Source organism: Mesorhizobium sp. M0815, assembly GCF_040319995.1.
Taxonomy (GTDB): Bacteria; Pseudomonadota; Alphaproteobacteria; order Rhizobiales; family Rhizobiaceae; genus Mesorhizobium.
Map to the genome: position 1 here is coordinate 30,519 of NZ_JAMYOU010000033.1, position 25,555 is coordinate 56,073.

Annotated in this window: 25 protein-coding genes; 11 read left to right on the forward strand and 14 right to left on the reverse strand. The window is 63.5% G+C overall.

All coding sequences use genetic code 11. The annotated features are described in order from the left end of the window. Positions 1 to 69: 69 nt before the first annotated feature. From arsH to NKI01_RS26395, 6 genes are all read right to left on the reverse strand, one after another. The gene (gene arsH, locus NKI01_RS26370) at positions 70 to 798 is read right to left on the reverse strand and encodes an arsenical resistance protein ArsH (RefSeq protein ID WP_502899473.1); all 729 of its coding nucleotides are present in this window, start codon (positions 796 to 798) and stop codon (positions 70 to 72) included. A 93-nt stretch (positions 799 to 891) separates the two neighbouring features. Further along, positions 892 to 1,314 carry an arsenate reductase (glutaredoxin) gene (gene arsC / locus NKI01_RS26375; protein WP_352965193.1) on the reverse strand — a complete coding sequence of 141 codons (423 nt, stop codon included), beginning with the start codon at positions 1,312 to 1,314 and terminating at the stop codon, positions 892 to 894. Further along, the gene (locus NKI01_RS26380; RefSeq protein WP_352965194.1) at positions 1,311 to 1,997 is read right to left on the reverse strand and encodes an aquaporin; all 687 of its coding nucleotides are present in this window, start codon (positions 1,995 to 1,997) and stop codon (positions 1,311 to 1,313) included. The genes arsC and NKI01_RS26380 overlap by 4 nt, the downstream gene beginning before the upstream one ends. 1 nt (position 1,998) lies before the next feature. Further along, positions 1,999 to 2,505: an arsenate reductase ArsC gene (locus NKI01_RS26385; protein WP_352844617.1), complete on the reverse strand. Its 507-nt coding sequence runs from the start codon at positions 2,503 to 2,505 to the stop codon at positions 1,999 to 2,001. Between the two features lie 14 nt (positions 2,506 to 2,519). After that, positions 2,520 to 2,852, reverse strand: coding sequence for an ArsR/SmtB family transcription factor (locus NKI01_RS26390; RefSeq protein ID WP_352640967.1), 333 nt, complete (start codon positions 2,850 to 2,852; stop codon positions 2,520 to 2,522). Positions 2,853 to 3,198: 346 nt separating this feature from the next. Further along, on the reverse strand, positions 3,199 to 3,867 hold the full coding sequence (locus NKI01_RS26395; protein ID WP_352494409.1) for an NAD(P)H-dependent oxidoreductase: 669 nt from the start codon (positions 3,865 to 3,867) through the stop codon (positions 3,199 to 3,201). Positions 3,868 to 4,160: 293 nt separating this feature from the next. Here NKI01_RS26395 and NKI01_RS26400 point away from each other — a divergent pair, with 293 nt between their 5' ends. Further along, positions 4,161 to 4,904 carry an SDR family oxidoreductase gene (locus NKI01_RS26400; protein ID WP_023722917.1) on the forward strand — a complete coding sequence of 248 codons (744 nt, stop codon included), beginning with the start codon at positions 4,161 to 4,163 and terminating at the stop codon, positions 4,902 to 4,904. 41 nt (positions 4,905 to 4,945) lie between these two features. Here NKI01_RS26400 and NKI01_RS26405 read toward each other — a convergent pair whose 3' ends face one another. Continuing rightward, entirely contained in the window at positions 4,946 to 5,536 is a 591-nt protein-coding gene (locus NKI01_RS26405; protein ID WP_023722916.1) for a DUF922 domain-containing Zn-dependent protease, read from the reverse strand. A 115-nt stretch (positions 5,537 to 5,651) separates the two neighbouring features. On the opposite strand from NKI01_RS26405, the gene NKI01_RS26410 reads away from it, so the two are divergent. The 3 genes from NKI01_RS26410 to NKI01_RS26420 all read left to right on the forward strand — a co-directional run bounded on the left by NKI01_RS26410 (position 5,652) and on the right by NKI01_RS26420 (position 8,664). Continuing rightward, on the forward strand, positions 5,652 to 6,416 hold the full coding sequence (locus tag NKI01_RS26410; protein WP_352640973.1) for a pseudouridine synthase: 765 nt from the start codon (positions 5,652 to 5,654) through the stop codon (positions 6,414 to 6,416). Between the two features lie 101 nt (positions 6,417 to 6,517). Beyond that, positions 6,518 to 7,909 (forward strand): NfeD family protein, encoded by a 1,392-nt coding sequence (locus NKI01_RS26415; protein ID WP_352965196.1) that lies wholly within the window; start codon positions 6,518 to 6,520, stop codon positions 7,907 to 7,909. Continuing rightward, positions 7,906 to 8,664, forward strand: coding sequence for a slipin family protein (locus NKI01_RS26420; protein WP_023722913.1), 759 nt, complete (start codon positions 7,906 to 7,908; stop codon positions 8,662 to 8,664). Before NKI01_RS26415 ends, NKI01_RS26420 begins: the two co-directional genes overlap by 4 nt. 41 nt (positions 8,665 to 8,705) lie before the next feature. Here NKI01_RS26420 and NKI01_RS26425 read toward each other — a convergent pair whose 3' ends face one another. Beyond that, positions 8,706 to 9,635: a LysR family transcriptional regulator gene (locus NKI01_RS26425; protein ID WP_352549412.1), complete on the reverse strand. Its 930-nt coding sequence runs from the start codon at positions 9,633 to 9,635 to the stop codon at positions 8,706 to 8,708. 106 nt (positions 9,636 to 9,741) lie between these two features. Between NKI01_RS26425 and NKI01_RS26430 the strand changes: the two genes are divergently transcribed. Beyond that, positions 9,742 to 10,752 carry a zinc-dependent alcohol dehydrogenase family protein gene (locus NKI01_RS26430; RefSeq protein ID WP_352965197.1) on the forward strand — a complete coding sequence of 337 codons (1,011 nt, stop codon included), beginning with the start codon at positions 9,742 to 9,744 and terminating at the stop codon, positions 10,750 to 10,752. A gap of 229 nt (positions 10,753 to 10,981) precedes the next feature. On the opposite strand, the gene NKI01_RS26435 is transcribed toward NKI01_RS26430, so the two are convergent. Genes NKI01_RS26435 through NKI01_RS26445 form a run of 3 tightly spaced genes read right to left on the reverse strand, consistent with a single transcriptional unit; the run spans position 10,982 to position 14,765 of the window. Further along, a complete protein-coding gene (locus NKI01_RS26435; RefSeq protein WP_352965198.1) occupies positions 10,982 to 13,303 on the reverse strand; it encodes a xanthine dehydrogenase family protein molybdopterin-binding subunit in 2,322 nt (773 codons plus the stop codon). Continuing rightward, positions 13,300 to 14,283, reverse strand: a complete 984-nt coding sequence (locus tag NKI01_RS26440) for an FAD binding domain-containing protein (RefSeq protein WP_352965199.1) — start codon at positions 14,281 to 14,283, stop codon at positions 13,300 to 13,302. The genes NKI01_RS26435 and NKI01_RS26440 overlap by 4 nt, the downstream gene beginning before the upstream one ends. Next, positions 14,280 to 14,765, reverse strand: a complete 486-nt coding sequence (locus tag NKI01_RS26445) for a (2Fe-2S)-binding protein (RefSeq protein WP_352592701.1) — start codon at positions 14,763 to 14,765, stop codon at positions 14,280 to 14,282. Before NKI01_RS26445 ends, NKI01_RS26440 begins: the two co-directional genes overlap by 4 nt. Positions 14,766 to 15,543: 778 nt before the next feature. Between NKI01_RS26445 and NKI01_RS26450 the strand changes: the two genes are divergently transcribed. After that, positions 15,544 to 16,176, forward strand: coding sequence for a TetR/AcrR family transcriptional regulator (locus NKI01_RS26450; RefSeq protein ID WP_352965201.1), 633 nt, complete (start codon positions 15,544 to 15,546; stop codon positions 16,174 to 16,176). Between the two features lie 18 nt (positions 16,177 to 16,194). On the opposite strand, the gene NKI01_RS26455 is transcribed toward NKI01_RS26450, so the two are convergent. After that, on the reverse strand, positions 16,195 to 16,635 hold the full coding sequence (locus NKI01_RS26455; RefSeq protein WP_352965202.1) for a lipid-binding SYLF domain-containing protein: 441 nt from the start codon (positions 16,633 to 16,635) through the stop codon (positions 16,195 to 16,197). 285 nt (positions 16,636 to 16,920) lie between these two features. Here NKI01_RS26455 and NKI01_RS26460 point away from each other — a divergent pair, with 285 nt between their 5' ends. Continuing rightward, a complete protein-coding gene (locus tag NKI01_RS26460; protein ID WP_023722353.1) occupies positions 16,921 to 17,856 on the forward strand; it encodes a hypothetical protein in 936 nt (311 codons plus the stop codon). Between the two features lie 30 nt (positions 17,857 to 17,886). Here NKI01_RS26460 and NKI01_RS26465 read toward each other — a convergent pair whose 3' ends face one another. Together NKI01_RS26465 and NKI01_RS26470 are read right to left on the reverse strand one after the other, a co-directional pair. Next, positions 17,887 to 19,410 carry a serine hydrolase gene (locus tag NKI01_RS26465; RefSeq protein WP_023722354.1) on the reverse strand — a complete coding sequence of 508 codons (1,524 nt, stop codon included), beginning with the start codon at positions 19,408 to 19,410 and terminating at the stop codon, positions 17,887 to 17,889. Positions 19,411 to 19,582: 172 nt separating this feature from the next. Then, positions 19,583 to 21,001, reverse strand: coding sequence for a coiled-coil domain-containing protein (locus tag NKI01_RS26470; protein WP_352965204.1), 1,419 nt, complete (start codon positions 20,999 to 21,001; stop codon positions 19,583 to 19,585). A gap of 462 nt (positions 21,002 to 21,463) precedes the next feature. Here NKI01_RS26470 and NKI01_RS26475 point away from each other — a divergent pair, with 462 nt between their 5' ends. From NKI01_RS26475 to NKI01_RS26490, 4 genes are read left to right on the forward strand one after another with little or no spacing between them, the layout of a single operon-like run. Then, the gene (locus tag NKI01_RS26475; RefSeq protein WP_254819718.1) at positions 21,464 to 22,204 is read left to right on the forward strand and encodes an ATP-binding cassette domain-containing protein; all 741 of its coding nucleotides are present in this window, start codon (positions 21,464 to 21,466) and stop codon (positions 22,202 to 22,204) included. Next, positions 22,194 to 23,321 (forward strand): ABC transporter permease, encoded by a 1,128-nt coding sequence (locus NKI01_RS26480; protein WP_502899474.1) that lies wholly within the window; start codon positions 22,194 to 22,196, stop codon positions 23,319 to 23,321. Before NKI01_RS26475 ends, NKI01_RS26480 begins: the two co-directional genes overlap by 11 nt. A gap of 53 nt (positions 23,322 to 23,374) precedes the next feature. Then, positions 23,375 to 24,379, forward strand: coding sequence for a sugar-binding protein (locus NKI01_RS26485; protein WP_352965206.1), 1,005 nt, complete (start codon positions 23,375 to 23,377; stop codon positions 24,377 to 24,379). 48 nt (positions 24,380 to 24,427) lie between these two features. Then, complete coding sequence (locus NKI01_RS26490) at positions 24,428 to 25,177, forward strand: glucose 1-dehydrogenase (protein WP_352965207.1); 750 nt, start codon at positions 24,428 to 24,430, stop codon at positions 25,175 to 25,177. The last annotated feature ends 378 nt before the right edge of the window (positions 25,178 to 25,555 follow it).

Sequence of the window (25,555 nt, forward strand, 5' to 3'; positions counted from 1 at the left end):
GTCAACGCTTATTTCGAACATTCTCGAATAACCGGACAATCGCCGTCTCGTTTGCGCCAACCGCCCGCCTCAAATCGACCGCTGATTTACCCGTCTGGCAAGCTCTTCCGCGCTTTCGACGCGTTCGGAATATCGGTTGGTGAGATAGGCCGACCGGTCGCGCAGAAGAAGCGTGAATTTCATCAGCTCCTCCATCACGTCGACGATGCGGTTGTAGTAGGGCGAGGGCTTCATGCGCCCGGCCGCATCGAATTCGTTGAATGCCTTTGCCACCGACGATTGGTTGGGGATCGTAAACATGCGCATCCAGCGGCCCAGGATACGCAGTTGGTTGATGGCATTGAAGCTTTGTGAGCCGCCGGAAACCTGCATGACGGCAAGCGTCCGGCCCTGGGTGGGACGCACCGAGCCCAACGACAATGGCAGCCAGTCGATCTGCGATTTCATGATACCGGTCATTGAACCGTGACGTTCGGGCGAACACCAGACCTGACCTTCGGACCAGAGCGAGAGCTCACGCAGCTCTCTCACCTTGGGGTGATCGGCGGGCGCCGAATCCGGCAGCGGCAGACCGGCAGGGTTGAAGATACGGACTTCAGCGCCAAGCCAGGTCAAGATACGTGCCGCTTCCTCAGTGGCCATGCGGGAATAGGAACGCTCCCGCAAGGAGCCGTAGAGCATCAAGATCCGAGGCTTGTGGACCGACGCGGCCACATCGAACAGCGCAGATGCATCGATTGCCGGGAGTTGCTCCATATCTATGTTTGGCAGGGACCCTGCGTGATCGACTGGTTTCATGGCTTCAAAGCTTTCTTATTTCGAGTTTCATCGAAATAGATAGGCGTGATACGTCGTGGCGTCAAAGCAAATTTCGAGAAATGTCGAAATACTCTAGGCGACGCGCTTGCCGCTGGCGTCGACGACGACCTCGCCGTCCTCCTTGGTGAAGGGGCCGATATCCGGATTGGGCAGGATATCGAGCACCGCTTCGGAGGGTCGGGCGAGCATGGTGCCGAGCGGCGTCACCACGATCGGCCGGTTGATCAGGATCGGATGCGCCAGCATGAAATCGAGGATCTCGTCGTCGCTCCACTTCGGGTCGCCCAGGCCAAGCTCGGCATAAGGCGTGCCCATTTCGCGCAGCAATTGGCGCGGCGTCATGCCCATCGCTGCGATCAGTTCGACGAGCTTTTCGCGCGACGGCGGGGTTTTCAGATATTCGATCACCCCAGGCCCCTCGCCGAACTGCCTGATCATGGCCAGCGTGTTGCGCGAGGTGCCGCAATCGGGGTTGTGGTAGATGGTGACGGTCATTGCGCAGCTTTCATCTGTCCGACTGGTTTCGGTTGGGCGAACAGCCACCCTGCCAATGCCACGGCGAGCAACGCGCCCAAAAGCTCGGCGGCGATGAAGCCCGGCAGATCGGTGGGGCGGATCCCGGCAAAAGTGTTGGAGAACGCACGCGCGATGGCGACGGCCGGATTGGCAAAGGATGTCGACGCGGTGAACCAATAGGCGGCGGTGATATAGAGCCCAACCAGCCAAGGGATAGAATCCGGGCGGGAACGCAGGCCGGCAAGAATGGTGAAGACCAGCCCGAAGGCGGCGACCAGCTCCGCAATCCATTGGCCGCCTCCGGTCCGCACCGTCGCCGACACTTCCAGGATCGGCAATTCGAACATTGCATGCGCCAGGAACGTTCCAGCGATGCCGCCGGCAATCTGGGCGGCGACGTAGGCCAGCGCTGCGTTCGTTTCGATTTCACGCCGAAGCGCGAACACCAGCGTCACCGCCGGGTTGAAGTGCGCTCCGGAGATCGGCCCGAATATGGTGATGAGCACGACCAGGATCGCCCCGGTCGGCAAGGTGTTGCCGAGCAGCGAGACGGCGACATCGTTGCTCAGCCTGTCAGCCATGATGCCGGAACCGACCACGGTGGCGACCAGCAGAGCCGTGCCGAGGGCCTCGGCAACAAGGCGCCGGGAAAGCTGAACCACCTCAGCCGGCCTTCGGCAGATTGCGGCCGATCTCGTCGAGGCGCTTCTGCAGCGCAAGTCTGTCGACCGCATTGATCGGCAGGCTGACAAAGATCGAAATTCGGTTGTTGAGCATGCGGTAGGCTTCGGCGAAGGCGAGATGCTTTTCCGCCTCGGTGCCTTCGACGGCTGCAGGATCAGGTACGCCCCAATGCGCCGTCATCGGTTGCCCGGGCCAGACCGGACATGATTCGTTGGCGGCATTGTCGCAGACCGTGAAGACGAAATTCATCTCTGAGGCACCCCGCTCCGCAAACTCTTGCCAGTCTTTCGAACGGGCGAACGACGTGTCGTAGTTGAGGCTTTTCAAAAGCTGAAGGGCATAGGGATGAACCTCTCCCTTCGGATGCGATCCAGCCGAATAGGCCTTGAACTTGCCTGCGCCGACGCGGTTCAGGATCGCCTCGGCGAGAATCGACCTTGCCGAATTGCCGGTGCAGAGAAAAAGAACATTGTATGGCTCGCTCATCGCGCACCTCCCTTCTAGCAGTTGCAGGTCACAGCCTGGATCACAGGCTGGCAAAGTTCCGGCGCGCCATTGCAGCAGTCCTCCATCAGGTAGGCCAGCAGATCGCGAAAGCCGGTCATATCGGCGAAATAGCGCACGCTGCGGCCCTCCCGTTCGGTCCGCACCAGGCCGGCATGCGACAGGATCTTGAGATGGGCCGACATCGTATTCGGGAACGCGGCGAGCCGCGAAGCGATCTCGCCCGCCGGCACGCCGTCGGCTCCAGCCCGCACCAAAAGGCGAAAAACGTCCAGCCGGGTTTCCTGGCCGAGCGCGGCAAGCGCCGAAAGGGCGAGTGTCTTGTCCATAATTCCAGGATTCCAGAAATGGCGAAGAGAGTCAACGCGCCTCTGCCAGCGACCCAAGGCAATCTCTCAGTTTTGAATTCGCCCTCTAAGCGTTTGCGTTGCCCCTCACCTGCCTGCCGGCATCCTCTCCCCGTATAGTGACGGGGAGAGGGGCCTCGTCATCGGTGATTTCGCCAAACATCGGCGGTGCAGAAACGACGCCAACGCTGCGGCCAGCCCCTTCTCCCCGTCACTATACGGGAGAAGTGCCCGGCAGGGCGATGAGGGGCGGCGCCGACTTGTACAACTGATCGTATCCGACACATCGAAGCGATGCCAGCAGCCCTCGGCGGCTCGCTCGACCAAATCAGCCAGGCACCGTGGCGGCAATGGCATCAGCGCGGCCAAGACCGGCAACCGCTTTCCTGACCCGCTGCAGATGCGCCTGGCGTCCGGCGGCCGAGACGCTGTCCATCCGGTAGAGCGCCAGGAATTTGGTCCGGCACAGCGGATGGCAGACGGAGCGGAAGCCGCGCAGCAGGGTTCGCCGGCCGGGCTGTCCCATGATCCACGACATCAGCGGCGTGGCACCGCATGTGGTCATCGCCACCACCCGGCGTATGTGCCGCAATTTGGGCCGCGGACCGCGTCGTGCGGTCGGCATCTCGAAAGCGAAGCCCGGCACCAGCACACGCTCCAGCCAGCCTTTCAGCATCGCCGGCACGCCATACCACCAGGTCGGGTAAATGAAGACGACCGCCTCGGCCCAGATCAGCTCCTGCGCATGTTCGTGCACCGGTTGCAGGTTCGCCGCCTTGTCGTGGTAACCGCGCCATTCCTGCGTGCGCATGACTGGATCGAAGCCGGTCGCATGGAGATCGAGCAGGTGGACCTGATGCCCCCTTTCGGCAAGCGTCTCCAGCACCGTATCGCGCACGGCGCCGTTGAAGCTGTCGGTGCAGGGATGGCAATAGACGACGAGGACCTTCATCTTGCGCTCAGCCCGGTCGGTCGCCAGAGGATCGCGGTGCTGCATGCAAGCGCGTCGCATGCAAACAAGCCACCCGCAGACATAGTCGATCAGCTGTTTTCATGCGAAGCCCCGCAGCCCCATATCAAGACGCAACACCTCCAGTCGCGTCAAGCCCCGCTCGTTCGCTCAAGGAAAATTGCGCAGACATGGGCTTGCTGGAGGGCGCTGTCCCGCATGCCTTGAGGTACTCCGCGGGATGCGGCGCTGCGGAGTATCATGCCCAAGAACTCCCAGCATTGTTCCCAGAATGTCTGCGCCCTAGCTTCAGGGCGTGTTCAAAGCGTCAGGAGAAAACGATGCAGACAGGAAAACTGAGCGGCAAGATCGCCTTGGTGACGGGCGCCTCCTCCGGCATCGGCGAGGCCACCGCCTTGGCGCTGGCGGCCGAGGGCGCCACGCTGGCGATTGCCGCGCGGCGCACTGAGCGCCTGGACGATCTGGCGAGGCGGATCCGTGAGACCGGCAGCACCGCGCTGCCGATTGCCGTCGACGTCACCGACGAAGCGCAAGCCACGGCGATGGTCGAACGGGTCCTGCAGGAGTACGGCCGGCTCGACATTCTGCTTGCGGTTGCCGGCGTCGGCGTCGCCGCGCCGTTCCGCAATACGACGCCGGAAGAATACCGCCGGATGGTCGACGTCAACATTCTGGGCCTGCTTTATCCGATCCATGCGGCGCTGCCGTCGATGCAACGGCAAGGCGCCGGCCACATCGTCGTCGTTTCTTCCGGCACCGGCCGTTATATCCACCCTTCGGTGGTCTATTCCGGCACCAAGCACGCGGTAAGCGCGATGGCGGAATCGCTTCGCCGCGAGATCGGCAAGGACGGCATCCGCGTGACCTGCATCGAGCCTGGCGCCGTCAAGACCGAGTTCACCCAGAATATGCGCGCCGATGTGCGCCAGGCGGTCGAGCTAAGGCTTGGCGACATGGAGCAGCTGGAAAGCGAGGACATCGCCGCCGCCATCCAGTATGCGGTGACGCAGCCGCCACGGGTCAACGTCAACATCCTGACGCTCTATCCGACCGAGCAGGCATGAGCTTGGCCGACAGATATGGTGCCCTGCGCCGCCCCGCAGCATCATCCCCCGGTCATCAGCGTGAACACAAGCTGCCGCAGCTTGCCGCCCGGGCCGAATTCGACCCGGTCGAAATCGCGGCTCGCCTGCCGCTGTGCCTGCGAAATTCCGGCGAGCCGTCTCGTCACTTCGGTCCTGATCTTGCTGCAGCCGCGGTCGTCGGGGACGGTCAGGCCGATGGTGGCCGCCTCGATCTTGTGCACCATGTCGATGATGCTGGCGCCGTGCACCTTCTCGTGGGCGGCGAGGCCGGTTGCGAAAACCTCCCAGTTCTTCTGGATGGCGCCCGGCAGCCGCGCGGCCGGCTTCGGCAAGGTGTAGGTGATGATCAGCTTCGGCCGCGCCGACACCAGCACGCAGGCGTCGCCTTGCGGCTGGTAGTCCCTCACCCAGGTCAGCTTGAAATTGGTATGCGCGATGACGCGGCGCTCGCCGAGCAGCGGCCCGCGCCCGCCGATCGAGGCATAGAGCTCCGGCCCGGATTGCCCTGAGACGGCATAGGTCTCGACCTTCTCGACTGCCTGCCAGCCGGCATGCGCCGGCGATGCCGGCAGAGAGGCGAGCAGCAGGCAAAGGCGAATGGCTGTTTTCATGCAAGTCCTCGCAGCCGCTGCGCACGATGCAAAAGACATGCAGTTCCCTTCCGTGGACATAGCCTGCGGCCGGCTATAGTGGGATGCTCGTATACAAGAATCCACAGGCAACGCCATGTCGCCGCGACCGAACATTGCCCGGCAACGCCCTGCCCCCGGGACCCAGCCTCCCGGCGTCAGCCTGTGCCGCGCCCTGTCGAAGCTTGGCCTGTGCTCGCGTAAGCAGGCCGAGCTTCTGGTTGCCGAGGGGCGCGTGCGGGTTGCCGGCAAGATCGTGCGCAACGGCTCGATGCGCGTCGATCCCGGCCGCGACCGCATCGAGGTCGACGGCCACCGCGTCGCTGCCGAGCGCAAGGTCTATCTGATGCTCAACAAGCCGCGCGGGCTGGTCACCACCCGCGACGACCCGCAGGACCGCGGCACCGTCTATGATTGCCTGGCAGGGCTCGACCTGCCCTTCGTCTCGCCGGTCGGCCGCCTCGACAAGGCGAGCGAGGGCCTGCTCGTGATGACCAACGACACGCGCTTCGCGCAGCGCCTGCTCGACCCCGCCTCGCATGTCGCCAAGACCTATCACGTGCAGATCGGCGCCCTGCCCGACGAGGCCATGTTGGCGCGGCTGCGCGCCGGCGCGACAGTCGATGGCGACTTGCTGACGGCCCGGTCGATCGAGCTGCTGCGCGGCGGCACCAGCACCGCTTGGCTGGAGATCGTGCTCGACGAGGGCCGCAACCGCCATATCCGAAGGCTGCTCGGCGCCCACGATATCGAGGTGCTGCGCCTGGTGCGCGTTGCGATCGGCCCATTGCAGCTCGGCGACCTCGCCAAGGGCAAGACACGCCATCTGACCGCCGAAGAGCTGGCGCTGCTTCGGGCCTGAAGGACAGAGCGAAGCATCACCCCGCACCCAGGCCGGTTTGATGAGCGTTCTCATGGATTTCGGCAAAATCCAGCCCATATCCTAGATATGGAGCTTTGAGCGTGAAACTCGCGCGTGCGGTCCTGCTTGCCGCGGCTTTCGTGGCTGCTGCGGCCGTTTGTCCCTCTTCCGCAACCGGAGAGGCGAACGGCCGGGAGAAAATTGTGTTGCGCGTCGAGATCGACGGCGCCATCGGTCCGGCGAGTGCCAGGCAGCTCGAGGAAGCGCTGGCGGTGGCCGCGGACCGAAACGCCCAGGCTCTCATCCTGCAGATGGACACGCCCGGCGGGCTGGTTACCAGCATGCGCGAGATGATCGCCGCTATCCTCGCCTCGCCGGTTCCCGTCATCGGCTATGTCGCGCCCGCCGGCGGGCACGCGGCGAGCGCCGGAACCTACATCCTCTACGCTACCCATGTAGCGGCGATGGCGCCCGGCACCAATCTTGGCGCGGCAACGCCGATCGAGATGGGCGGGCCGCTGCCATCGTTTCCCGGCGACAAGAACGATGGCCCGGAGGCGGACAAGGACAAGAAGAACGCACCCGCGGGCGATGCGATGATCGCCAAGGCGACGAACGACGCCGTTGCCCTGATCCGCAGCCTGGCTGAATTGCGCGGGCGCAATGCCGAATGGGGTGAAAAGGCCGTGCGCGAGGCGGCCAGCCTGTCGGCCGGCGCGGCGCTGCAGGAGCATGTCATCGACTTCGTCGCCCGCGACACCACCGAGTTGCTTCAACTGGCCGACGGCCGGGACGTCGAGATCGCCGGCAAGAAAGAGGCATTGGCGACGAAAGGGCTGCCGGTTGAAACGCTCGAACCAGGCTGGCTCATCCGGCTTCTCGCCGTCATCACGGACCCAAACATCGCCGTCATCCTGATGCTGGTCGGCGTCTATGGCCTCGTCTTCGAATTCACGAGCCCGGGCGCGGTCGCGCCTGGCGTGATCGGCACGATTTGCCTTCTGCTCGGCCTCTATGCGCTCAATCTCCTGCCGATCAGCTATGCCGGCCTTGCCTTGATGCTGCTTGGCATCATCTTTCTCGTCGTCGAAGCCTTGAACCCGACAGTGGTCCTTGGGCTGGGAGGCGTGGCTGCGTTTCTGCTGGGCGCTGCCATGCTGCTCAAGATCGAGGGGCCCGGCTTCGAGATGTCGTGGGCCGTTATCGGCACCGCCGCCGTCCTGACGCTCGGCCTGGCGCTGTTGACCGGCAGCTATCTGTGGGCGGCCCGCAAGAACGTTCCGCGTGTTGGCGCACAGGCCATGCAGGGGCTGCCGGCGGAGATTCTCGACTGGCAGGGCAGCGAGGGCCACGTGCTCGCCCGGGGCGAGCGCTGGCGGGCAAAAGCCGACGAACCGCTTGCGGTGGGCGACAGCGTCGAGGTGGCTGATGTCAGGGGTCTTGTGCTGACGATACGGCGCCGCAATGTGGGAAGCGATGGAGCAAGGCAATGATCATCGGTTATGTGGCCTATCTGGCAGCAGCGCTCGTCGTGGTCATGTTCTTATCCGCGGCCATTCGCGTCCTGAGGGAATATCAACGCGGGGTGGTCTTCACGCTCGGCCGCTTCACCGGGGTCAAGGGCCCCGGCCTTATCATCCTCATCCCCTTCGTGCAGCAGATGGTGAAGGTCGACCTGCGAGTGGTGGTCCAGGACGTGCCGCCGCAGGACGTGATCTCGCGCGACAACGTCTCGGTGAAGGTCAACGCGGTGCTGTATTTTCGTATCGTCGACGCCGAGCGGGCGGTGATCCAGGTCGAAGACTTCATGACCGCCACCAACCAGCTGGCACAGACCACGCTGCGCTCGGTGCTCGGCAAGCATGAGCTCGATGAAATGCTGGCCGAACGTGACAAGCTCAACAGCGATATCCAGGAGATTCTCGACCAGCGCACCGATGCCTGGGGCATCAAGGTCTCCGATGTCGAGATCAAGCATGTCGACCTCAACGAGAACATGGTCCGCGCCATCGCCAAGCAGGCCGAGGCGGAACGGCTGCGGCGTGCGAAAGTGATCAATGCCGACGGCGAACAACAGGCGGCGGCAAAGCTCGTCGAGGCTGGCAAGATGCTGGCCGAAGCACCGCAAGCCATGCAGCTACGCTATTTCGAGGCTCTCCATGACATCGCCGGCGAGCGCTCGTCGACGGTCGTGTTTCCGGTGCCAATGGATCTGCTCGGTCATTTCATCAAGCAGGGCGGGAAGTGAGGGAGGAGCGCATAATCTCCCTCGTGGGGAGATCAGCACCCTCACCTCTGCCACGGCGGGACCGGCGCAAAGCGTTTGCCGATCCAGTCGGCGAAGGCACGTGTCTTGGCGGCTTGCCCCTTGGCCGAAGGCATGACGACATAGACGGCCCCTTCGTCGGCAAGGGTCCAGTCCTCCAGCACTGGCACCAGCCGGCCGTCGGCGAGCTCGCGTCCGACCAGCCAATCCGTGCTCATCATCAGCCCGACGCCTTGCACGGCGGCTTCGACCAGGACCTCGGCGTCGTCGGTGACCAGCGGGCCGGAGACCTCGATACTGACGCGGCGGCCCGTGGTGTCGGTCATCTCCCAGGCCGGAAAGGTCTGGAAGCCTGAGAAGCCGAGACAGCTGTGTTCCAGCAGCGCTTCCGGCGCAGCCGGCGTGCCCCGGCGGGCGAGGTAGGACGGCGCGGCGCACAGCAGCCGCCGCCGTGTCGCGACCTTGCGCGCCACCAGCCGCGAATCCTCCAGCGCGCCGAGACGAACGGCAACATCGAAATTCTCGGCGACGAGATCGACGAAGCGGTTGGAGAACTCGGCCTCGATACGGACGTCGGGAAATTCGGCGAGAAACTGTGGCAGCAGGGGGCCGATCCACATGCGCCCGAACGAGCCGGGCAGCGCCAGCCGCAGCACGCCGCGCGGCCCGCCGCCGGCATGCGCCGACGCGACAGCCTCGGCCTCGTCGACGGCGGCCAGGATAGCGCGGATGCGGACGAGGAACTCCGAACCCGCCTCGGTCAGCGACACGCTTCGCGTCGTCCGGTGCAGCAGGCGCACGCCCAACCGCTCTTCCAGCGAGGCAAGGCGCCGCGACAGGATCGTTGCGTCGCGGCCGATGCGAGCCGCCGCCTTGGTGAAGGAGCGTGCTTCGGCGATTGCCGCGAAGGCGGCCATTTCGGCCAATGCTGCCGGTTCGTGCGATTGCTGCATCTGGCGCAGAGCTCAAATGTAAAAGCCAAGGATTATATACCAATAGCGCAGCAGCTAGTTTCACTCAATCCCGGCCCGTCAATCGGCCCATCAACCGGAGTGAGACATGAAAGCGATCGAACTGACTGCCCCGAGACTGGACGCGTTTCGCGCGGCCACCGTTCCCACGCCTGAACCGCAGCGCGGCGAAGTGCTGATCCGCCTGCGCGCCGCAAGCCTCAACTTTGTCGACGTCGCGATCGCGAGCGGCAACTACCCAGGTCCGAGCTTTCCGCTCATTCCCGTCGTCGACGGCGCCGGTGAGATCGTCGGCATCGGCGAGGGTGTGTCGAGGCTCGCCGTCAACGACCGCGTCATCGCCCATGCAAAACCGCGTTGGATCGGCGGCCGTCCGCGGCCTTATGAGACCAGAGAGATGCGCGGCCTGACGCTGCCCGGCTCGCTCGCCGAATATGTCGTGCTGCCGGCCAATGCCGTCGTGCCGATGCCGGCTCACTTGTCCTTCGAAGCGGCAGCAACGCTGCCGATCGCTGGCACCACCGCCTGGAACGCGATCCGCGCCGCCGATGCCGGGCCCGGATCAGTCGTCGTCCTGCTCGGCACCGGCGGTGTGTCGATCTTGACCCTGCAGCTGGCAAAGGCAGCCGGCGCCACGGTCATCATCACCTCGTCGTCGGACGAAAAGCTGGCCCGCGCCAAGGCCCTGGGTGCGGATCATCTCATCAATTATCGTGAGACACCGGACTGGGACGCCAAGGTGCTCGAGCTGACCGACGGCCTCGGCGCCGATCTGATCGTCGAGACCGGCGGCTCGGCCACCTTCGCCCGCTCAATCAATGCCGCGGCGCCCGGCGGCACGGTGTTCGCGATCGGCTTCGTCACCGGCGCCGAGGCCACCACGAACCTGCTGCCGATCATCATCAAGGCGCTCAAGGTAGTGGGCAACAACACCGGTTCGGTATCCGACCTGCGCGACGCTGCGCGCGCTATCGGCGCCGCCCGTATCGATCCGGTCATCGACACAATCTACAGCCAGCACCAGGCGACCGAGGCCTACGCCCACATGGCGGCCGGCGGCCGGCATTTCGGCAAGCTTGCGTTCAGTCTGTCGTGGTGAGCCTGAAAAGGCAGGGCGTTCAAGCTGCCGATCTCCCCCCTCGTGGGGGAGATGTCCGGCAGGACAGAGAGGGGCGCTGTCCCTCCAGCCTATCAAGCAGTTCGCGCACCCACGTAAGGTTCTCAGCTCATCAAAGTTGAACTGAACGCTGGCGATCCTTCACGCCCCCCTCTGCCCTGCCGGGCATCTCCCCCACGAGGGGGGAGATTGGCAGTTCCACCGCGTCCGCCTAAATCAGCTTCTCCAGCGTGATCGGCAGATCCCGCACCCGTTTCCCGGTGGCGTGGAATACCGCGTTGGCGATCGCCGGCGCCACGCCGACGATGCCTAGCTCGCCGACCCCCTTGCCGCCAAGCACCGAGGAATGCGGGTCGGGAATACCGACCGAGATCACCTCGATGTCGGGAATGTCGGCATTGGTGGCGATGAGATAGTCGGCGAGGTTGTTGTTGACGATGCGGCCGTGGCGGCGGTCGACGATGCCTTCCTCGAGCAGCGCCTGGCCGATGCCCATGATGATGCCGCCCTTCCACTGGCTTTCGGCGAGCTTGGGGTTATAGAGCCGGCCCGAATCCAGCGCCGATACCACGCGCGACACACGAACCGTGCCAAAGTCCTCGTCGACGCGCACTTCGATGAAATGCGCGCACCAGCTGTGGCGGGAATAGTCGCCCTCGGTGTGCGGCAGCGCCATGGCTATGGTGGTGTAGTTCTTGTAGCGGTCCTCGACCGTCGAATTGGCCGGCATCGTGTCGCCCTTGGCCTCGATATGCTGGCGCCCGACGCTGCTGAGCAGTTCGGCGATGGAAACTTCAGGGCCGTTGCCGCGCGGCGACGAAATGCGGCCATTGGCGACGACGAGCGTGTTGGCCTGCAGCGTATGGAACGGCGAAGCCGGATCACTGATGGCGAGCCCGACCAACTGGTCGAGCGCGGCACTCGCCGCCTTGTGGACGGCGCCGGTCATCACCCCGGCCAGCCGCGAACCGCCGGTGACGCCGGCACGGGCATAGCGGGAATCGCCGAGCTTGACGATGACGTTTTCCGCCGGCACGCCCAGCACCTCGGCGGCGGTCTGCGCCAAGATCGTGTAGGTGCCCTGCCCCATGTCGATCGACGAGCTTTCGACCTCAACCGAGCCGTCGGCGAGAATGCGCACGACCGCCTCGCCATAGGCGCGCCGCACCGGGTAGGTGCCGGCGGCGACGCCCCAGCCGATCAACTGGTTGCCGTCGCGCATCGAACGCGGCTGGGGCGTCCGCTTCGACCAGCCAAAGGCTTCAGCGCCGGCCGCGAACGCCTCGCGCAGCTGCCGTGTCGACCACGGCTTCTTCGCATGCGGATCCTGCTCGGCATAGTTCCTGAGACGGATTTCCAGCGGGTCGATACCGACCTCATAGGCGAGCTCGTCGATCGCGCTTTCGATGCCGAAGGCGCTCGGGTTCTCGCCCGGCGCGCGCAATGCCCCCGGCACCACCGTGTTGACCCGCACGACGTTCTGCCGCGACGAGAAATTCGGCGTCGCGTACATGACCGAGGTGACCGAGCCGAGCGGCTCGACCCACATGCCGTCGACCGAGGTCTCGTTGACGCCGCGATGCACGATCGACTGGATCTGACCCTCTGCGTTGGCGCCGAGCGCCACGGTCTGGCGCGTCGCCGCCCGTCCGCCATAGGCGGTGAAGGTCTGCGGCCTGCTGACCGCCAGCTTCACCGGCCGTCCCAGCATTTTCGCGGCGACTGCCGCCACCGCGCCGTAGCCATAGGCGAACGCCTTGGAGCCGAAGCCGCCGCCAATATAGGGCGAGACCAGTCGCACATTCTCGAACGGCACGCCGAACCATTCGGCATAGGTCCGCGCCATGCCGTCGAGCCACTGGCTCGGCTCCCAGACCGTGAGTTGGTCGTCCTGCCACTTTGCGATCAGGCCATGCGGCTCCATCGGCGCCTGGTATTCGCGCGGCGTGTTGTAGGCGTTGCAGATCCTGACCGGAGCCGAGGCGAACGCGGTCTCCGCCTCACCCCACTCCTTGGTCATCGCATCGACCGCAATGCCGTCGCCGGCTTTCGGATCGCTGAGGTCGACGATCGCCGGCGCCTCGTCATAGGCGATCTTGACCAGCGCCGCGGCTGCGACCGCCTGTTCGAAGCTCTCGGCCACCACCGCCGCGATATGCTGGCCGCTGAAGGTGATGCTGCGCGCCAGCGGGCAATAGGCAACATTCGGCGGCGGCGTGCCCAGCCAGTCCGTGGCGGTTCTCAGCGGCAGGAAATTGTCGGGCGTCAGCACCAGCAGCACGCCCGGCGCGGCTTCGGCCGCTGCCGTGTCGATCGACTGCACCCGGCCGGCGGCAATGGTACTCTCGACCAGCACCGCATAGGTGAGCCCCTCGAGCTGCTGCTCGACGGCGTATTTGGCGGCACCGGTGATCTTGGCCGGTCCGTCGACGCGCGACAGCCGGCCGCCGACCTGATCCGCGAGGACGGCGCCGTCCGAAGCGTCGCCGCGTTTGGCATCGCCAGGTCTTGTTCTCAACTCGTGAACGGTCATGCCGTTTCTCCCATTTTGAGGATGGCGCGGGCGACGACGCGCGGCGCCAGTTCGATCTTGTAGTGGTTGGCGCCATGGTCGACGGCGCCCTCGACGGCGAGCAGGCTGGCTTGCCTGACGACCTCCGGCTCGAGCACCTTGCCTTTCAGCGCCTCTTCGACGGCGCGGGCGCGCCATGGCTTGGTGGCGACGCCGCCAAGCGCGACGCGCAGATCGCGGATCGTCCTTCCGTCGGCCTCGAACTCGATACCGACCGCGGCACTTGCCGCGGCGAATTCATAGGACTGGCGGTCGCGGACCTTGAGATAGGTCGAGCGGCGGGCGGCGGCCGAAGCGGGAATGCCGATCGCGGTGATCATCTCGCCGGGTTCGATCGCATGTTCCCGTTCGGGCGTGCTGCCCGGCGGCAGGAAAAAATCATCGACGGCGACCTGACGGTCGCCGAGATGGAGGATCGCGTCGAAGGCGACGAGCGCAACCGCCAGGTCGCCGGGATAGGTGGCGATGCAGGCTTCGCTGGTGCCGAGCACGGCATGGCCACGGGTGACGCCGCCGATCGCCGAGCAGCTGCTGCCGGGCGAGCGCTTGTTGCAAGCGGGGAAATTCGCCGGATCGCGGAAATAGGGGCAGCGCGTACGCTGCATCAAATTGCCGCCGATCGTCGCCATGTTGCGCAACTGCGCCGATGCGGCCTGCCACAATGCTTCCGAGACGGCGGGGAACCGGCTCTTGATATCGGCGTGGTCGGCGACTTGGCTCATCCTGGCCAGCGCGCCGATCGTGGCGCCCCGGTCATCGACGGCAATCGTATCCAGTCCCCTGAGATGGGTGATGTCGACCACGGTCTCGGGTTCGGCAACGCCGCATTTGGCGAGATCGACAAGCGTCGTGCCGCCGGCCAAAAGCATGGCGCCCGGTAGCGCCGCTGCCTGGCGGGCTGCATCGACGGAGCCGGCGCGGAGATACGAAAAGTCCCTCATGATGCGGCCTCCATTGCCGCCTGGCGCACGGCGGCGACGATATGCGGATAGGCGCCGCAGCGGCAGAGATTGCCGGCCATGTATTCGCGGATCTCCTCGTCGGAACCGGCATGGCCCTCGCGAATGCAGGCGACCGCCGACATGATCTGGCCCGGCGTGCAATAGCCGCACTGGAAGGCGTCCTGTTCGAGGAAGGCGGCCTGCACCGCATGCAGCGTGCCATCCTCCCCGGCAAGCCCTTCGATGGTGGTGATGTCCCTGCCTTCAGCCTGAGTGGCAAGCGTCAGGCAGGCCAGCACGCGCTGGCCGTCGATATGGACCGTGCAGGCGCCACACTGGCCCTGGTCACATCCCTTCTTGGTCCCGGTCAGGCCGAGATGGTCGCGCAAGACGTCGAGCAGCGTAACGCGCGGCTCGACCTCCAGTTCACGTCGATGTCCATTGATTTGAAGTTGGATTGGAGTTCGGGTTATGCTTGTCATGGGGCGTCTGGCTCCAGTTGCTTGACGCGGGAGGGGATGATCTGGTGCCCGGCCGGCGAGCGGCAAGGTCAGCTTATGGCTAGGTGAAGGCTAATCTCCCCCTTGCGGGGCAGATGCCCGGCAGGGCGGAAGGGCTCGGTTCGACTTGGCGCGACCCTGGGAAGGCTGCAGCTTGCGAGGTCGAAAGACGTGACATACCCGATCCCGTGATTACATGATAAAGGCGCTCCACAAATCGGAGGCGCCTCCGTTTACTACGTAGGGACCTGCTCTGCCCTGTTCAAGCCCCGGATCGAAATCGATCGAAATTGAAAAAATTGGCAGGGCAGCAGCCGTCATGCCAAGCCTGAAGCCGCCGCGGCAACCGCTCGCGCGCCGACAATCGCTCGGATTCAGCCGCAACACTCGAAACAGAGCAACGAGCGGACCATTGGGGCGCCGAAGGGGGGTGGTAAAAAAGCACCACCGGCCCAAGCCGGTGGTGCTCTCTGGACTGTCTGTAGGGGCAGGACAGTCCAATGATCCTGAGGGGATCGTGCTCAATGTCGGCTCATTTTTGCCTCAGGGCATCGGCCGAACAGATGAGGAGTGCCGGCCGCGCCAGGAAATATCCTCCGTCGTCATCCACCGGGACAGGCAAGATGCGGAACGCCGGCCCAGACTCGATCCTGTGATTGTATTTACTTGCGATTATATTTGTCGGAGGCGTAACGAAGTTGGAGGCGTCTCCGTTGTTGAAACGGGGCCTGCCCTATTCGGATCAACACTGGAGAAAAAATTGGCCGCAGAGCCGCCCGTCATATCTGGAGACAAGGCCGAAGCCGCCGCTGCAAAACCGCTGCGCGCCGACGCGCAGCGCAACCGCGACGCACTGATCGAGGTCGCGGCGAAAGCCTTTGCCGCGCATGGCGTCGATGCCTCGCTGGAGGAGATTGCGCGTCAGGCCGGCGTCGGCATCGGCACGCTCTACCGGCATTTCCCAACGCGCGAGCATCTGGTCGAGGTGGTTTATCGGCGCGAAGTGGAAGGACTGTGCCAGGCGGCCGACGAACTCGCCCACGATCATGTGCCCGACGTCGCGCTCGAACAATGGATGCAGCGCTTCGTCGACTACATCGCCACCAAGCGCGGGCTGTCGACAAGCCTGCGCATCCTGCTCACAACCAACTCCACCCTGTTCTCCGACGTTTCGGGCAGGGTGACGCTGGCTTTGCGGCGGCTGATCGATGCCGCGGTCGCCAACGGCTCGATCCGCAGCGACGTCGATGCCTCCGACGTGCTGCATGCGCTGGGCGGCATCTATTCGGCCCCGGACACCAAGGACTGGCGCGACCGCTCGCGCCGATTGGTGTCGCTGCTGATGGATGGGCTGCGGTTTGGAGCGGCCAAATCCGGCCCATCCAGGGAATGACGAATGCAATGACTGCCCTTATTTCAGCGAGATGCTCATACCGCTGAGATCGGCGTTGACTTGCAGACCTACCTGCCTGCCTGTGAGTTCGAGTTGGGCACCCTTGTCATTGGTCATGACGATCACCTGGGCTCCTTTGCCAAGCGCGCCGCCACCGCCCGCTGCACCGTACACCCCCGTCACATCCCGGGCGCGGCGTAGGTGGCGCACGGTACCTTTGAAATAGGTCTTGGAGGCGCCGAAGGCGAGGCCGCCCGAGATGCCGCCGACCGAGATGGGATATCGGCGACCATGGAAGGTCAGTGTGCCCTCGCCTCCGGAGCCGCCGATGAAAAAGGCCGCCTTGTAGATGGCGAAGCGGATCGTACCGCTGTCGGCATGCGCGACGCTGGCAAAGCTAACTGCCGCGGCGGCGATGACGGCAACCGCGACTGAACGAAATCTGGACGAAATCTTCATGATGAGAACTCCTCAAGATCGCCGCATGCCCAGCCGGCCGGGCACTTCGGCGTCGTATCAAAGTCATAGCTGAACAGTCTCGCCCGTCATTGGTTCCAAGCACGCGGCCTGAATTCGGCTGCGAGAAGACCGCTACGAAACGAGGCGGACGGCGAGCATAGACCTGGCTGTAAGAACAGCGGCCGAATGGTGGGAATCCTTCGCCGGCGCTCCTATGAAAACGTAGGTGTTGAAGCCGAACGGTATTAGTCTGCGCTGTCTGGGGTTTCGGGAGCGCGGCAAAGAATGGATTTGAACTCTGGCTACGGCTACCTGCTGATCGGCGGCCTGATCCTGGTCGGTGCCGGGCTCCTGGTCGTTTCGCTGATCGTCAATCTCCGTGTGGCGCACAGTGTGCGTGACGACGTACGCCATCGTGAAAAGCTGCTGGAATATTATCGCAACATCTTTTCGCAGCTGGGTGTGATCCTGATCGGCATTGGCGTGTCCCTGTTCATCTTCTTTTTCCAGCAGAACTATCAGGACCAGCGTAAACGCGAAACGGAGCTCCAGCAGGTTCTCGCCAAACTGGCGGCGCGTATTGCCCGCGGCGGCGCCGTCGTGGAGGCCCTTGGCGAATTCGATGCGCTGCTGGATGATGGCGGCGCCTATGTCAGTCCGGAACTCGGCGGCAACAATGCCGCGGTCAGCGCCCACGGGACGGCGCTCGCCAAGCAGGTTTCGCAGATCCTTCTGGTCGAACGCGACGTCGATGTTCAGGGGTTCGATACCCTGAATTTATCACGCGATTTCGAAGCATCGTTCGTCGTCAACGAGCTCAACCCAACGCTATGGTTCAACATCGTCCGGGACGAGAGCGACATCAAATATGCCACCACTCAGATCGCCCTGGATTACAAGGACCTGCAGGATGCGATCGGCGGCGAGGCGATCGAGGTTGCGATCGCCAATCCCGAAAAGGAGCGGAAGATCAAGCAGGAGGTGCTCGACATTTTTTATGATGCCGACCTCCTGCGCCAGCGCAGCAGGCGGTTTCTCGGCCGCGCATGCTGGCTGTTCAGCAAGGGGCGCGGTTTCGTCAAGCTTGCACCGGCCAATGAGATCGAAGCCGATGCCAGGTCGCACCAAGAATGGATCGACCGGTCGAAACCCTTCCTGACGCAAGCGACGCCGGGCAGCGGCGATTGCTTCAAATTGCTCCAGTTCGGCCCGGCATCCTGAACCGGCAAAGGCTCGCCCGCCCCGCGACGGCTAATCACCCTCGCGCTGCAGCGTGCCGAGATGATTGTCGTTGAGAAACTCGATGGTCACGGCCGACGCCTTGCCGTCGGGGTCGATGACAAAGCTGACGGCCGAGGGCCTGTCCGGCATCTCGGCATCGGGGAAGGTCACGAAGAGGTCGCGGTCGAAATGCTTCAGTGGATAGGACCGCGCACCGGCGGGCCCGACCTTGAGGACAAGAGCCTCTCCTTCGCCCGACACAATAGCATCGCCGATGAAGTCGTTGAAGTAACGGCCGGCATAGGCACTGGCTGGCCCGGCCGGACTTGCCGGAGAGGGCGGCACGGCATAGGTGGCCTTGGCCGCCGCAATCACCGGCCCGAACATGCCTGCATAGATATCATTCCATGCCTTTACCTTATCTTTCCCCAGCGTTCCGTCGAAGACGAGATCGGCGAAGCTGTCGGACAGTCCCTCCGGCACGCCTGTCGGAAAGGCGTTGGCGATGACGACGATGCCAAGCTTCTCCTCGGGGAAGAGCATCACCAGACTGCGTGCGCCGGTGCTGAAGGCGCCCGCATGACCCCAGACCAGCCCGTGCCGGCCGAATTCGACATTCCAGCCGAGGCCGTAGAAGGCCTCGCCTCCGGAGACGGGGTTCTTGCCGCGAACCATCAAGGGAATATGTGTCTGGTCCAGCGCATCGGCGGCAATGAGTCTCTTGCCGGCGTAGGCCCCGTTGCCGAGCACAAGGCGCATCCATTGAGAGAGATCGCGTGCGGTGGAACTGACGCCGCCTGCTGGCGCCTGCGCATCCGGATAGCGCTGGACCTTCGCGGCCCAGGCGCCATCGATCTTGGCGTGGAGTTCGGCGCGGTTGGCGTGCTTGATGAAGTCCGAATGACGCGAACTGGTCGAGGCCATTCCAAGCGGACGATAGAGCTTCTCTTCGGCGACCTCTTCCCAGGGCTTGCCCGTCGGCTTCGCGGCGGCGACGGCACCCTCGGTCAGTCCGAAATTACTGTAGGAATAGCCGGCACGAAAGCTCGACGACGGCGACACGAACCGCAGGCGGCGCAGGATCTCCCCGCGGTCATAGCCAATGTCCTCGAGGTCGTCGCCCGCCGTGCCGGGAAGCCCGCTGCGGTGCGCAAACAGGTCGCGGACCGTGAGTTCGCTGGTCGGATAGGGCTCGGCGAGCCGGAAAGCCGGATCGAGGTCGGCGATCTTCGAATCCCAGGAAGCGACCCCGTTGCTGACCAGCGCCGCCACGACGGTGGCGGAGACCGGCTTGGAGAGGGAGGCGATCTGGAAGACCGTGTCCGCATCGACGGTCTCCGGTTTTCCGGCTTCGCGATGCCCGAACCCCTTGAGGAAGATCACCTCGTCGCCATGCACGACGCCGATGGCCAGACCGGGCACGCTACCATCCGCGACGACGCCTTCGGCAAGTAGTTCGAGCTTCGCAAGGGCCGCGGCGATCCTGTCGGGTGGGATGGTATCGGCCGACGCCGCTTTCGGCAAAAGCACCATGATAGCGATGAAGGCCAACATCCTCCAACGGAGGTGGTTCCGCTTTATGAATAGCCGCATGCTCAGCCCCCTCCGCTTCACCGGCGTGCACTATTGCAGGCCGACGCAGGGAAGGCCAGCCTCACGCTCGACCCGCCATCCATTGACGGATGTCGGTTTCGCACCAGTCGAAATTCAGACAGCCGCGCCTGAGCTAGGATGCCGCGCGCAGGCGAAGGCGCCGCCTGCTGGCGCGGGCCTTCTCCGCCACCGCAGCGGTGATCTCGACCACGCCGTCTTCACGCGGTCTGGCGTTGGTGACCTTGTGGAGCCGCTCATAGGGCAACAGTTCCTTGACCCGGGCTTGAAGCGACGCGACTTCGGCACGCAGATCCTCGCATTCCTGCCGCTGAACGTCGAACTGTATCTGTTCGGATGCCTGCTGCAGGGAAAGCTGCGAAAAATTCGCGCTGACCGCGGAAAGGTTCATCTTGTCGCTTTCGCTCTCCTTCATGAGAGCAGACAATTTTTCCTCGGCGATTTGCTTTTCGGCCACCGCGTCGCTCGCTTGAGCCTTGAGCCTGGCGATCTCGCTGACGGCTTCGCTGTTGTGGTTCGAGGCGGCTTCCAGTCGCGATCGGAGATCCTCGATCTCAGAACGCAGGCCGGTCATCTCCGCGACACCGCGTGCAAGTTCGGCTTCCCTGTCCCCGTCCCTGATGCGGGCCGCTTCCGTCATTTCCGACAGCTTGGCCTGCGCCATGTCGAGCGATTTCTGCAGCCGCATTTCCTCTTTCTCGCTCTTGCCAAGCGCGGCCAGCAGTTCCGAAACCTGTGCGGCGTCATTGGCGTGGACAGTCGAGAGTTCGTCCAGCCTGTGCCGGGCCTCGGCCTCCCGTTTCAGCGCCTTGTCGAGGTCGATCGACAGGCTAACATGTTTCTCCCGCAGCATCTCGTTCTCGCGCGAGCGTCTGTTGGCCTCGACCGCTCTGGCCGAGAGCGTTTTGACAAGCTCGCCGAACTCGGCCTCGCGTTTTGCGCTCGCATTGCCTGCCACGACGAGTTCCAGCCTTGCTGCAGCCAGCGCGCCGCGAAGTGCTTCCTTGTCCTCGACCAGGCTCGCCTCATGCTGCTGCAGCGCCTCGATAGCGCTGTCGCGCTCGCGCTGCTTTCTGGTTGCATCGTGGAGCTGTTCGGATAGTGCTCTTTGTTGCGCGGTCAAGCTGGTATTTGCCAGCTCCAATTCGTTGGCGCGAAGAATGTCGCCGTGGAGGAGTTTCAGGAATTCGCCTGTCAGATGATGCGAGGTCGCAATCTCCGACAGTTTCGCATGGATCTCCCCAAGATACTCCTGCGCGTCGTGAAAGAGCCCATCGACCGCACTTAAGGCAGCGAGCCGGGTTTGCGTATGGGGTGTCAGCCGTCGCGCGGTCTCGAAAGCGTCCGCATTGTCCTCGATCTGCGAGCTGTCATCCGTTGCTGCGAGATTCTCGTCCGGCACGGTGAGGTCGTTCAACGGCGACTGATCGTCCACGTTGAGACATTCGCTGAACGCATCCGCCAAATCGGTTTCGAGCTCCTTGAACGCTTTCTCCACAGTCTCGGCACGCTTGATCAAACCTTTGAAATTCATGACCGGATATCCCTCTCGTGCAGCGCCGGTAAGGAGCGGACTTTCAACACTTGATCCTCGCCTCCCCCGGATGCGGGTTCATCTCCTGACATGCGCTCTGGCCGACGCACGCTAGGGACAGGCTTGGCCACTGTCCTCGTGTGTTTGAATGACGTGTTCTGCCGCGCTCCATACCCGAGGCGTTGGCACCGCTCGCAAAATGCCCACTCATTTCACCCGAAACGGATATGAAGCGGCGCAAGCCTGAGGATCGCCTGGTGATTGTCTTAAGGCCCGGCCGAGCGCCTCGCTGTTCTGCAGCAGCTACAAGGTCGCGGTCTAAGACGACGCGTGTCACTGCCGGGAGGCCTGACCTGATAAATGCCGGACCTAATAAATGATTGTGTTGAATACGTTTCGCTGATTAGCTGCTGTGCATAGACCAGGGACAAGACAGACAAATGTTGTCCCGGGAGGACCGCGATGCCGGTGCTTGAGGTTCGCCACGTCTCCAAGAATTTCGGGGCCATCCAGGCCCTGACCGACGTCAGCTTCCAGGTGGAACGAGGCGAGGTCGTAGGTCTGATGGGGGATAACGGCGCCGGCAAGTCGACGATAGTCAAGACCGTGGCCGGGAATTTTCCTCCGAGCGACGGCGAAATTGTAGTCGAAGGCGAGGTGTGCCACTTCCACCAGCCCGTGCAGGCCCGCGCCAAGGGGATCGAAGTCGTTTATCAAGACCTGGCGCTCGCCGATAATCTGACGGCCGCGCAGAACGTCTTTCTGGGGCGCGAGATCAAGAAAGGCTTCTGGCCGATCAGGATTCTTGACAAGCAGGCGATGATCGATCGCTCGGCAGCACTGTTCAAGGAACTCAAATCGGAAACCCGGCCGCGCGACCTCGTCAGGAAGATGTCGGGTGGGCAGCGCCAGGCGGTCGCCATTGCGCGGACCCGGCTTTCAAATGCCAAGCTGGTGCTGATGGACGAACCAACGGCCGCCATCTCAGTGCGTCAGGTGGCGGAAGTACTCGAACTGATCCGACGCCTCAAAGCACAAGGAGTCGGCGTCATGCTGATCAGTCACCGAATGCCTGACGTGTTCGCCGTGGCAGATCGTATTATCGTCCTCAGGCGGGGCTCGAAAGTTGCCGACAAGCCAGCCGACAAAACATCGCCCGAGGAAATCACTGGACTGATAACGGGGGCCATCCGTGGCGAATAGTGTTCAGGAGTCAGTTGGCGTTCAGGGCTCAGTCGAAGAACATGGCAGGCCGGCCATATCGGATTTCGTCCCGACCAAGGAAAAAACAGTTCTCCAACGTGTGATTTCAAGTCAGCCCTTCTGGGTGACGATCGCGCTCATCGCGCTCGTCATGTTGATGACTGCGATGGAGCCGAGCTTCGGCACCTCTGAAAACGTCGCCAATGTAACGCGCAACTTCGCACCTTTCGGTATCATGGCGCTCGGCATGACGATCGTCATCATAACCGGCGGTATCGACCTGTCGGTCGGCTCCGTCATGGGCCTCGTGGTCATCGTCGCCGGCCTGTTCCTCACCTGGCATTACCCCTGGTACGTCGCCTTCGCCATGGGCCTTTTCTCCGGTCTGGCCTGCGGCGCGGTCAACGGATTCTTTGTCGCCTATGTCGGGATGCCGTCCTTTGTGGTCACCCTCGGCATGCTGTCCGTCGCGCGCTCGCTGGCGGTCGTATTCTCGGCCAACCAGATGCTCTACCAGTTCGGGCCCGATGCTCCGATCGTGAAGGCGATCGGTCAGTGGAAATGGCCGCGGCATGGTCCGAACGACTGGGCACCGCATTGGATACCAGAACTGTCGTCGCAATTCTGGACCATGGTGATCTTGGCCCTGATTGTCGGCTTCGTATTCAACTTCACAGCCTGGGCCCGGCATCTCTTCGCCATCGGCGGCAATGAGGAGGCGGCACGGCTCACCGGCGTTCCGGTCAACTGGATTAAATTCCAGGCCTATGTCTTCTCGGCTTTCACCGCCGCGCTCGCCTCGCTCCTGCTCCTCGGCTATAACGGCTCGGCCATCAATGCCATGGGCCAAGGCTATGAGCTGCGGGTGATCGCTGCGACAGTCATTGGCGGCGCCAGCCTCATGGGCGGCGCCGGCACGGCCTTCGGTGCAATCATCGGTTCGGCCTTTCTCGAGGTGATCAGGAATGCGCTGCTGATGGCCGGCATCGATTCAAACTGGCAGGGTGCCTTCGTCGGCGCCTTCATCGTTCTTGCGGTTCTCTTGGGCATGCAAACCGGCGGCAAATCGATTCTCGCCGCGTCGCTGGCAGTCTTGATGCCCAAAAAACGCCGCTAGAAACCCGCCGGCGGGAGGCCTGCGGGACATCACACCAAGGAGGAGAACGTCACATGAAAAAACATCTGCTCACGGCCGCCGTCGCGCTTGGCGCAATGGTGCTCGCCGTTTCCGGCGCCCAGGCGAAATACACCTTCGCCCTCGTGCCGAAGAACATGAACAATCCTTTCTTCGACCAGGCACGCGACGGCTGCAAGAAGGCCGAAGCCGAATCCAAAGGCGCTGTGGAGTGCATGTATATCGGCCCCGGCGAACATGGCGGCGGCGACGAGCAGGTGCAGATCGTGCAGGATCTCGTGGCCAAGAAGGTGGACGGCATCGCCGTGTCGCCATCGAACGCCGCGGCGATGGCGGTTGCGCTGCAGGCCGCCAAGGAAGCCGGCATCCCGGTCCTCACCTGGGACTCCGATCTCCTGCCCGAAAACAAGGATCTGCGCGTTGCCTATATCGGCACGCACAATTATGAGATCGGCGAGAACCTCGCCAAGCTTGTCATGCAGATCAAGCCCAAAGGCGGCACGATCTGCATCCAGTCCGGCGGCGCCGCGGCGGCCAACCACAACGAGCGCATGCAAGGCATTCGCGATACGCTTTCGGGCACCAAATCGGCGGCCTCGCCCGGGGATCGGCTGACGGGCCAGAACGGCTGGACCGAAATCGAAGGCTGTCCGCTCTACACCAACGATGATTTCCCGCTTTCGGTGCAACAGTTCGAGGATATCATGGCGAAAAACCCGAACCTCGACGCATTCGTCCCAACCGGTGGCTTCCCGCAGTTCATTCCCGATGCCAACCGCGCCGCGGTCGCACCGTACAAGGACAAGATCGCCTCGAAAGCCCTGGCCCTTGTCGTTGCCGACACGCTTCCGGTACAGATCGACCAGATGAAGGAAGGTTTCTCCCTTGGCCAGGTCGGCCAGCGGCCGTTCGAGATGGGCTACAAGACGATGATGGCGCTGAAGGACATGAAGGAGGGCAAGGCTCCGCCGGCCGACCCGACCTACACGGGCCTCGATGTCTGCACTCCGGAGACAGCCGACACCTGCGTCGCCAAATAGTGCTTTTGGGCGGGAGGAAACTCCCGCCCTTTTCATAGGGGATTCTCAATGCCGGAATTGTTCTCGCTCAAGGGCCGTGTCGCGTTGGTCACGGGTGCCTCGCGTGGTCTTGGTTTTGCCATGGCCAAGGCACTTGCGGAAAACGGTGCGACGGTGATCGTCAATGCCCGCGACATGGCCGCCCTTTCCGTGGCGGCCGAAAGGATCGGTGCAGAAGCCCTGCCGTTCGATGTCACCGACGCGGCGATCTCAAGGGCGTCGCTCGAAGGAATCGTCGAACGCCACGGCCGCCTCGACATTCTGGTCAACAACGCCGGCATCCAGCATCGTAAACCGCTGGTCGAATGGGAGGACGAGGATTTCAACCATGTGGTTGCCGTCAATCTGTCGGCTTGCTTCCGCATGATGCGCGACGCGGTGCGCCTGATGCTGCCAAACAAGTTCGGGCGCATAATAAACACCGGATCGGTCGCAGCGATCCTTGGCCGTCCCACCATTCACGCCTATGTGGCGGCAAAGGCGGGCCTGCACGGGCTGACACGCTCCACTGCCGCTGAGCTGGGCCGCTACGGCATCACCGTCAACGCCATCGCCCCCGGCTATTTCGCCACCGAGCTCAATACCGCACTTATGCGCGACGAGGCCTTCACCAAATGGGTCGAGGCACGAACCCCCGCGGGCCGCTGGGCCCAGCCTGAGGAGCTCGGCGGAGCCGTGGTGTTTCTCGCCTCCGACGCTGCCGCATACGTCAACGGGCACGTGCTGGCGGTTGACGGCGGGCTATCGGTTTCCCTGTGATTTCAACCGGCGACACCGTGCCGGCAGGGCGTGCCTGCTACCCGCTTGAAATGACGAGTTGCTGCATCTGCTGCTAGCCCGGGTCCCCAACACGGACGCCGACGCCACACGATTGGATGACGCGCCGTATTGCAGTCGCCGCCTTTCGATTCGCAACGGTTATTTCGACGTCTGGCGGCATCGATGCTTGATGCCGCCAATATTTCATTCCACACACCGGTCACGATGACGGACGAGATACGGGATCAGCGCCAGGTATTCAGGTGGGCCTTGCCTGCCTCCGCGGTCCTGCATTAGTTGTGTGCGTCAAGTTCTGCAAAAATGGCGTGGCAGTAGCTGTGACGTCGGCGTGTCCGCCGCGCAGCCCCCGTGTTTAGC

What these genes read in the sequence shown, in the direction of transcription:
- arsH (WP_502899473.1), bottom strand. Translation starts at nt 798, where the DNA reads ATGAAACCAGTCGATCACGCAGGGTCCCTGCCAAACATAGATATGGAG.
- arsC (WP_352965193.1), bottom strand. Translation starts at nt 1,314, where the DNA reads ATGACCGTCACCATCTACCACAACCCCGATTGCGGCACCTCGCGCAAC.
- NKI01_RS26385 (WP_352844617.1), bottom strand. Translation starts at nt 2,505, where the DNA reads ATGAGCGAGCCATACAATGTTCTTTTTCTCTGCACCGGCAATTCGGCA.
- NKI01_RS26390 (WP_352640967.1), bottom strand. Translation starts at nt 2,852, where the DNA reads ATGGACAAGACACTCGCCCTTTCGGCGCTTGCCGCGCTCGGCCAGGAA.
- NKI01_RS26395 (WP_352494409.1), bottom strand. Translation starts at nt 3,867, where the DNA reads ATGCAGCACCGCGATCCTCTGGCGACCGACCGGGCTGAGCGCAAGATG.
- NKI01_RS26400 (WP_023722917.1), top strand. Translation starts at nt 4,161, where the DNA reads ATGCAGACAGGAAAACTGAGCGGCAAGATCGCCTTGGTGACGGGCGCC.
- NKI01_RS26405 (WP_023722916.1), bottom strand. Translation starts at nt 5,536, where the DNA reads ATGAAAACAGCCATTCGCCTTTGCCTGCTGCTCGCCTCTCTGCCGGCA.
- NKI01_RS26410 (WP_352640973.1), top strand. Translation starts at nt 5,652, where the DNA reads ATGTCGCCGCGACCGAACATTGCCCGGCAACGCCCTGCCCCCGGGACC.
- NKI01_RS26420 (WP_023722913.1), top strand. Translation starts at nt 7,906, where the DNA reads ATGATCATCGGTTATGTGGCCTATCTGGCAGCAGCGCTCGTCGTGGTC.
- NKI01_RS26425 (WP_352549412.1), bottom strand. Translation starts at nt 9,635, where the DNA reads ATGCAGCAATCGCACGAACCGGCAGCATTGGCCGAAATGGCCGCCTTC.
- NKI01_RS26430 (WP_352965197.1), top strand. Translation starts at nt 9,742, where the DNA reads ATGAAAGCGATCGAACTGACTGCCCCGAGACTGGACGCGTTTCGCGCG.
- NKI01_RS26435 (WP_352965198.1), bottom strand. Translation starts at nt 13,303, where the DNA reads ATGACCGTTCACGAGTTGAGAACAAGACCTGGCGATGCCAAACGCGGC.
- NKI01_RS26440 (WP_352965199.1), bottom strand. Translation starts at nt 14,283, where the DNA reads ATGAGGGACTTTTCGTATCTCCGCGCCGGCTCCGTCGATGCAGCCCGC.
- NKI01_RS26445 (WP_352592701.1), bottom strand. Translation starts at nt 14,765, where the DNA reads ATGACAAGCATAACCCGAACTCCAATCCAACTTCAAATCAATGGACAT.
- NKI01_RS26455 (WP_352965202.1), bottom strand. Translation starts at nt 16,635, where the DNA reads ATGAAGATTTCGTCCAGATTTCGTTCAGTCGCGGTTGCCGTCATCGCC.
- NKI01_RS26460 (WP_023722353.1), top strand. Translation starts at nt 16,921, where the DNA reads ATGGATTTGAACTCTGGCTACGGCTACCTGCTGATCGGCGGCCTGATC.
- NKI01_RS26465 (WP_023722354.1), bottom strand. Translation starts at nt 19,410, where the DNA reads ATGTTGGCCTTCATCGCTATCATGGTGCTTTTGCCGAAAGCGGCGTCG.
- NKI01_RS26470 (WP_352965204.1), bottom strand. Translation starts at nt 21,001, where the DNA reads ATGAATTTCAAAGGTTTGATCAAGCGTGCCGAGACTGTGGAGAAAGCG.
- NKI01_RS26475 (WP_254819718.1), top strand. Translation starts at nt 21,464, where the DNA reads ATGCCGGTGCTTGAGGTTCGCCACGTCTCCAAGAATTTCGGGGCCATC.
- NKI01_RS26485 (WP_352965206.1), top strand. Translation starts at nt 23,375, where the DNA reads ATGAAAAAACATCTGCTCACGGCCGCCGTCGCGCTTGGCGCAATGGTG.
- NKI01_RS26490 (WP_352965207.1), top strand. Translation starts at nt 24,428, where the DNA reads ATGCCGGAATTGTTCTCGCTCAAGGGCCGTGTCGCGTTGGTCACGGGT.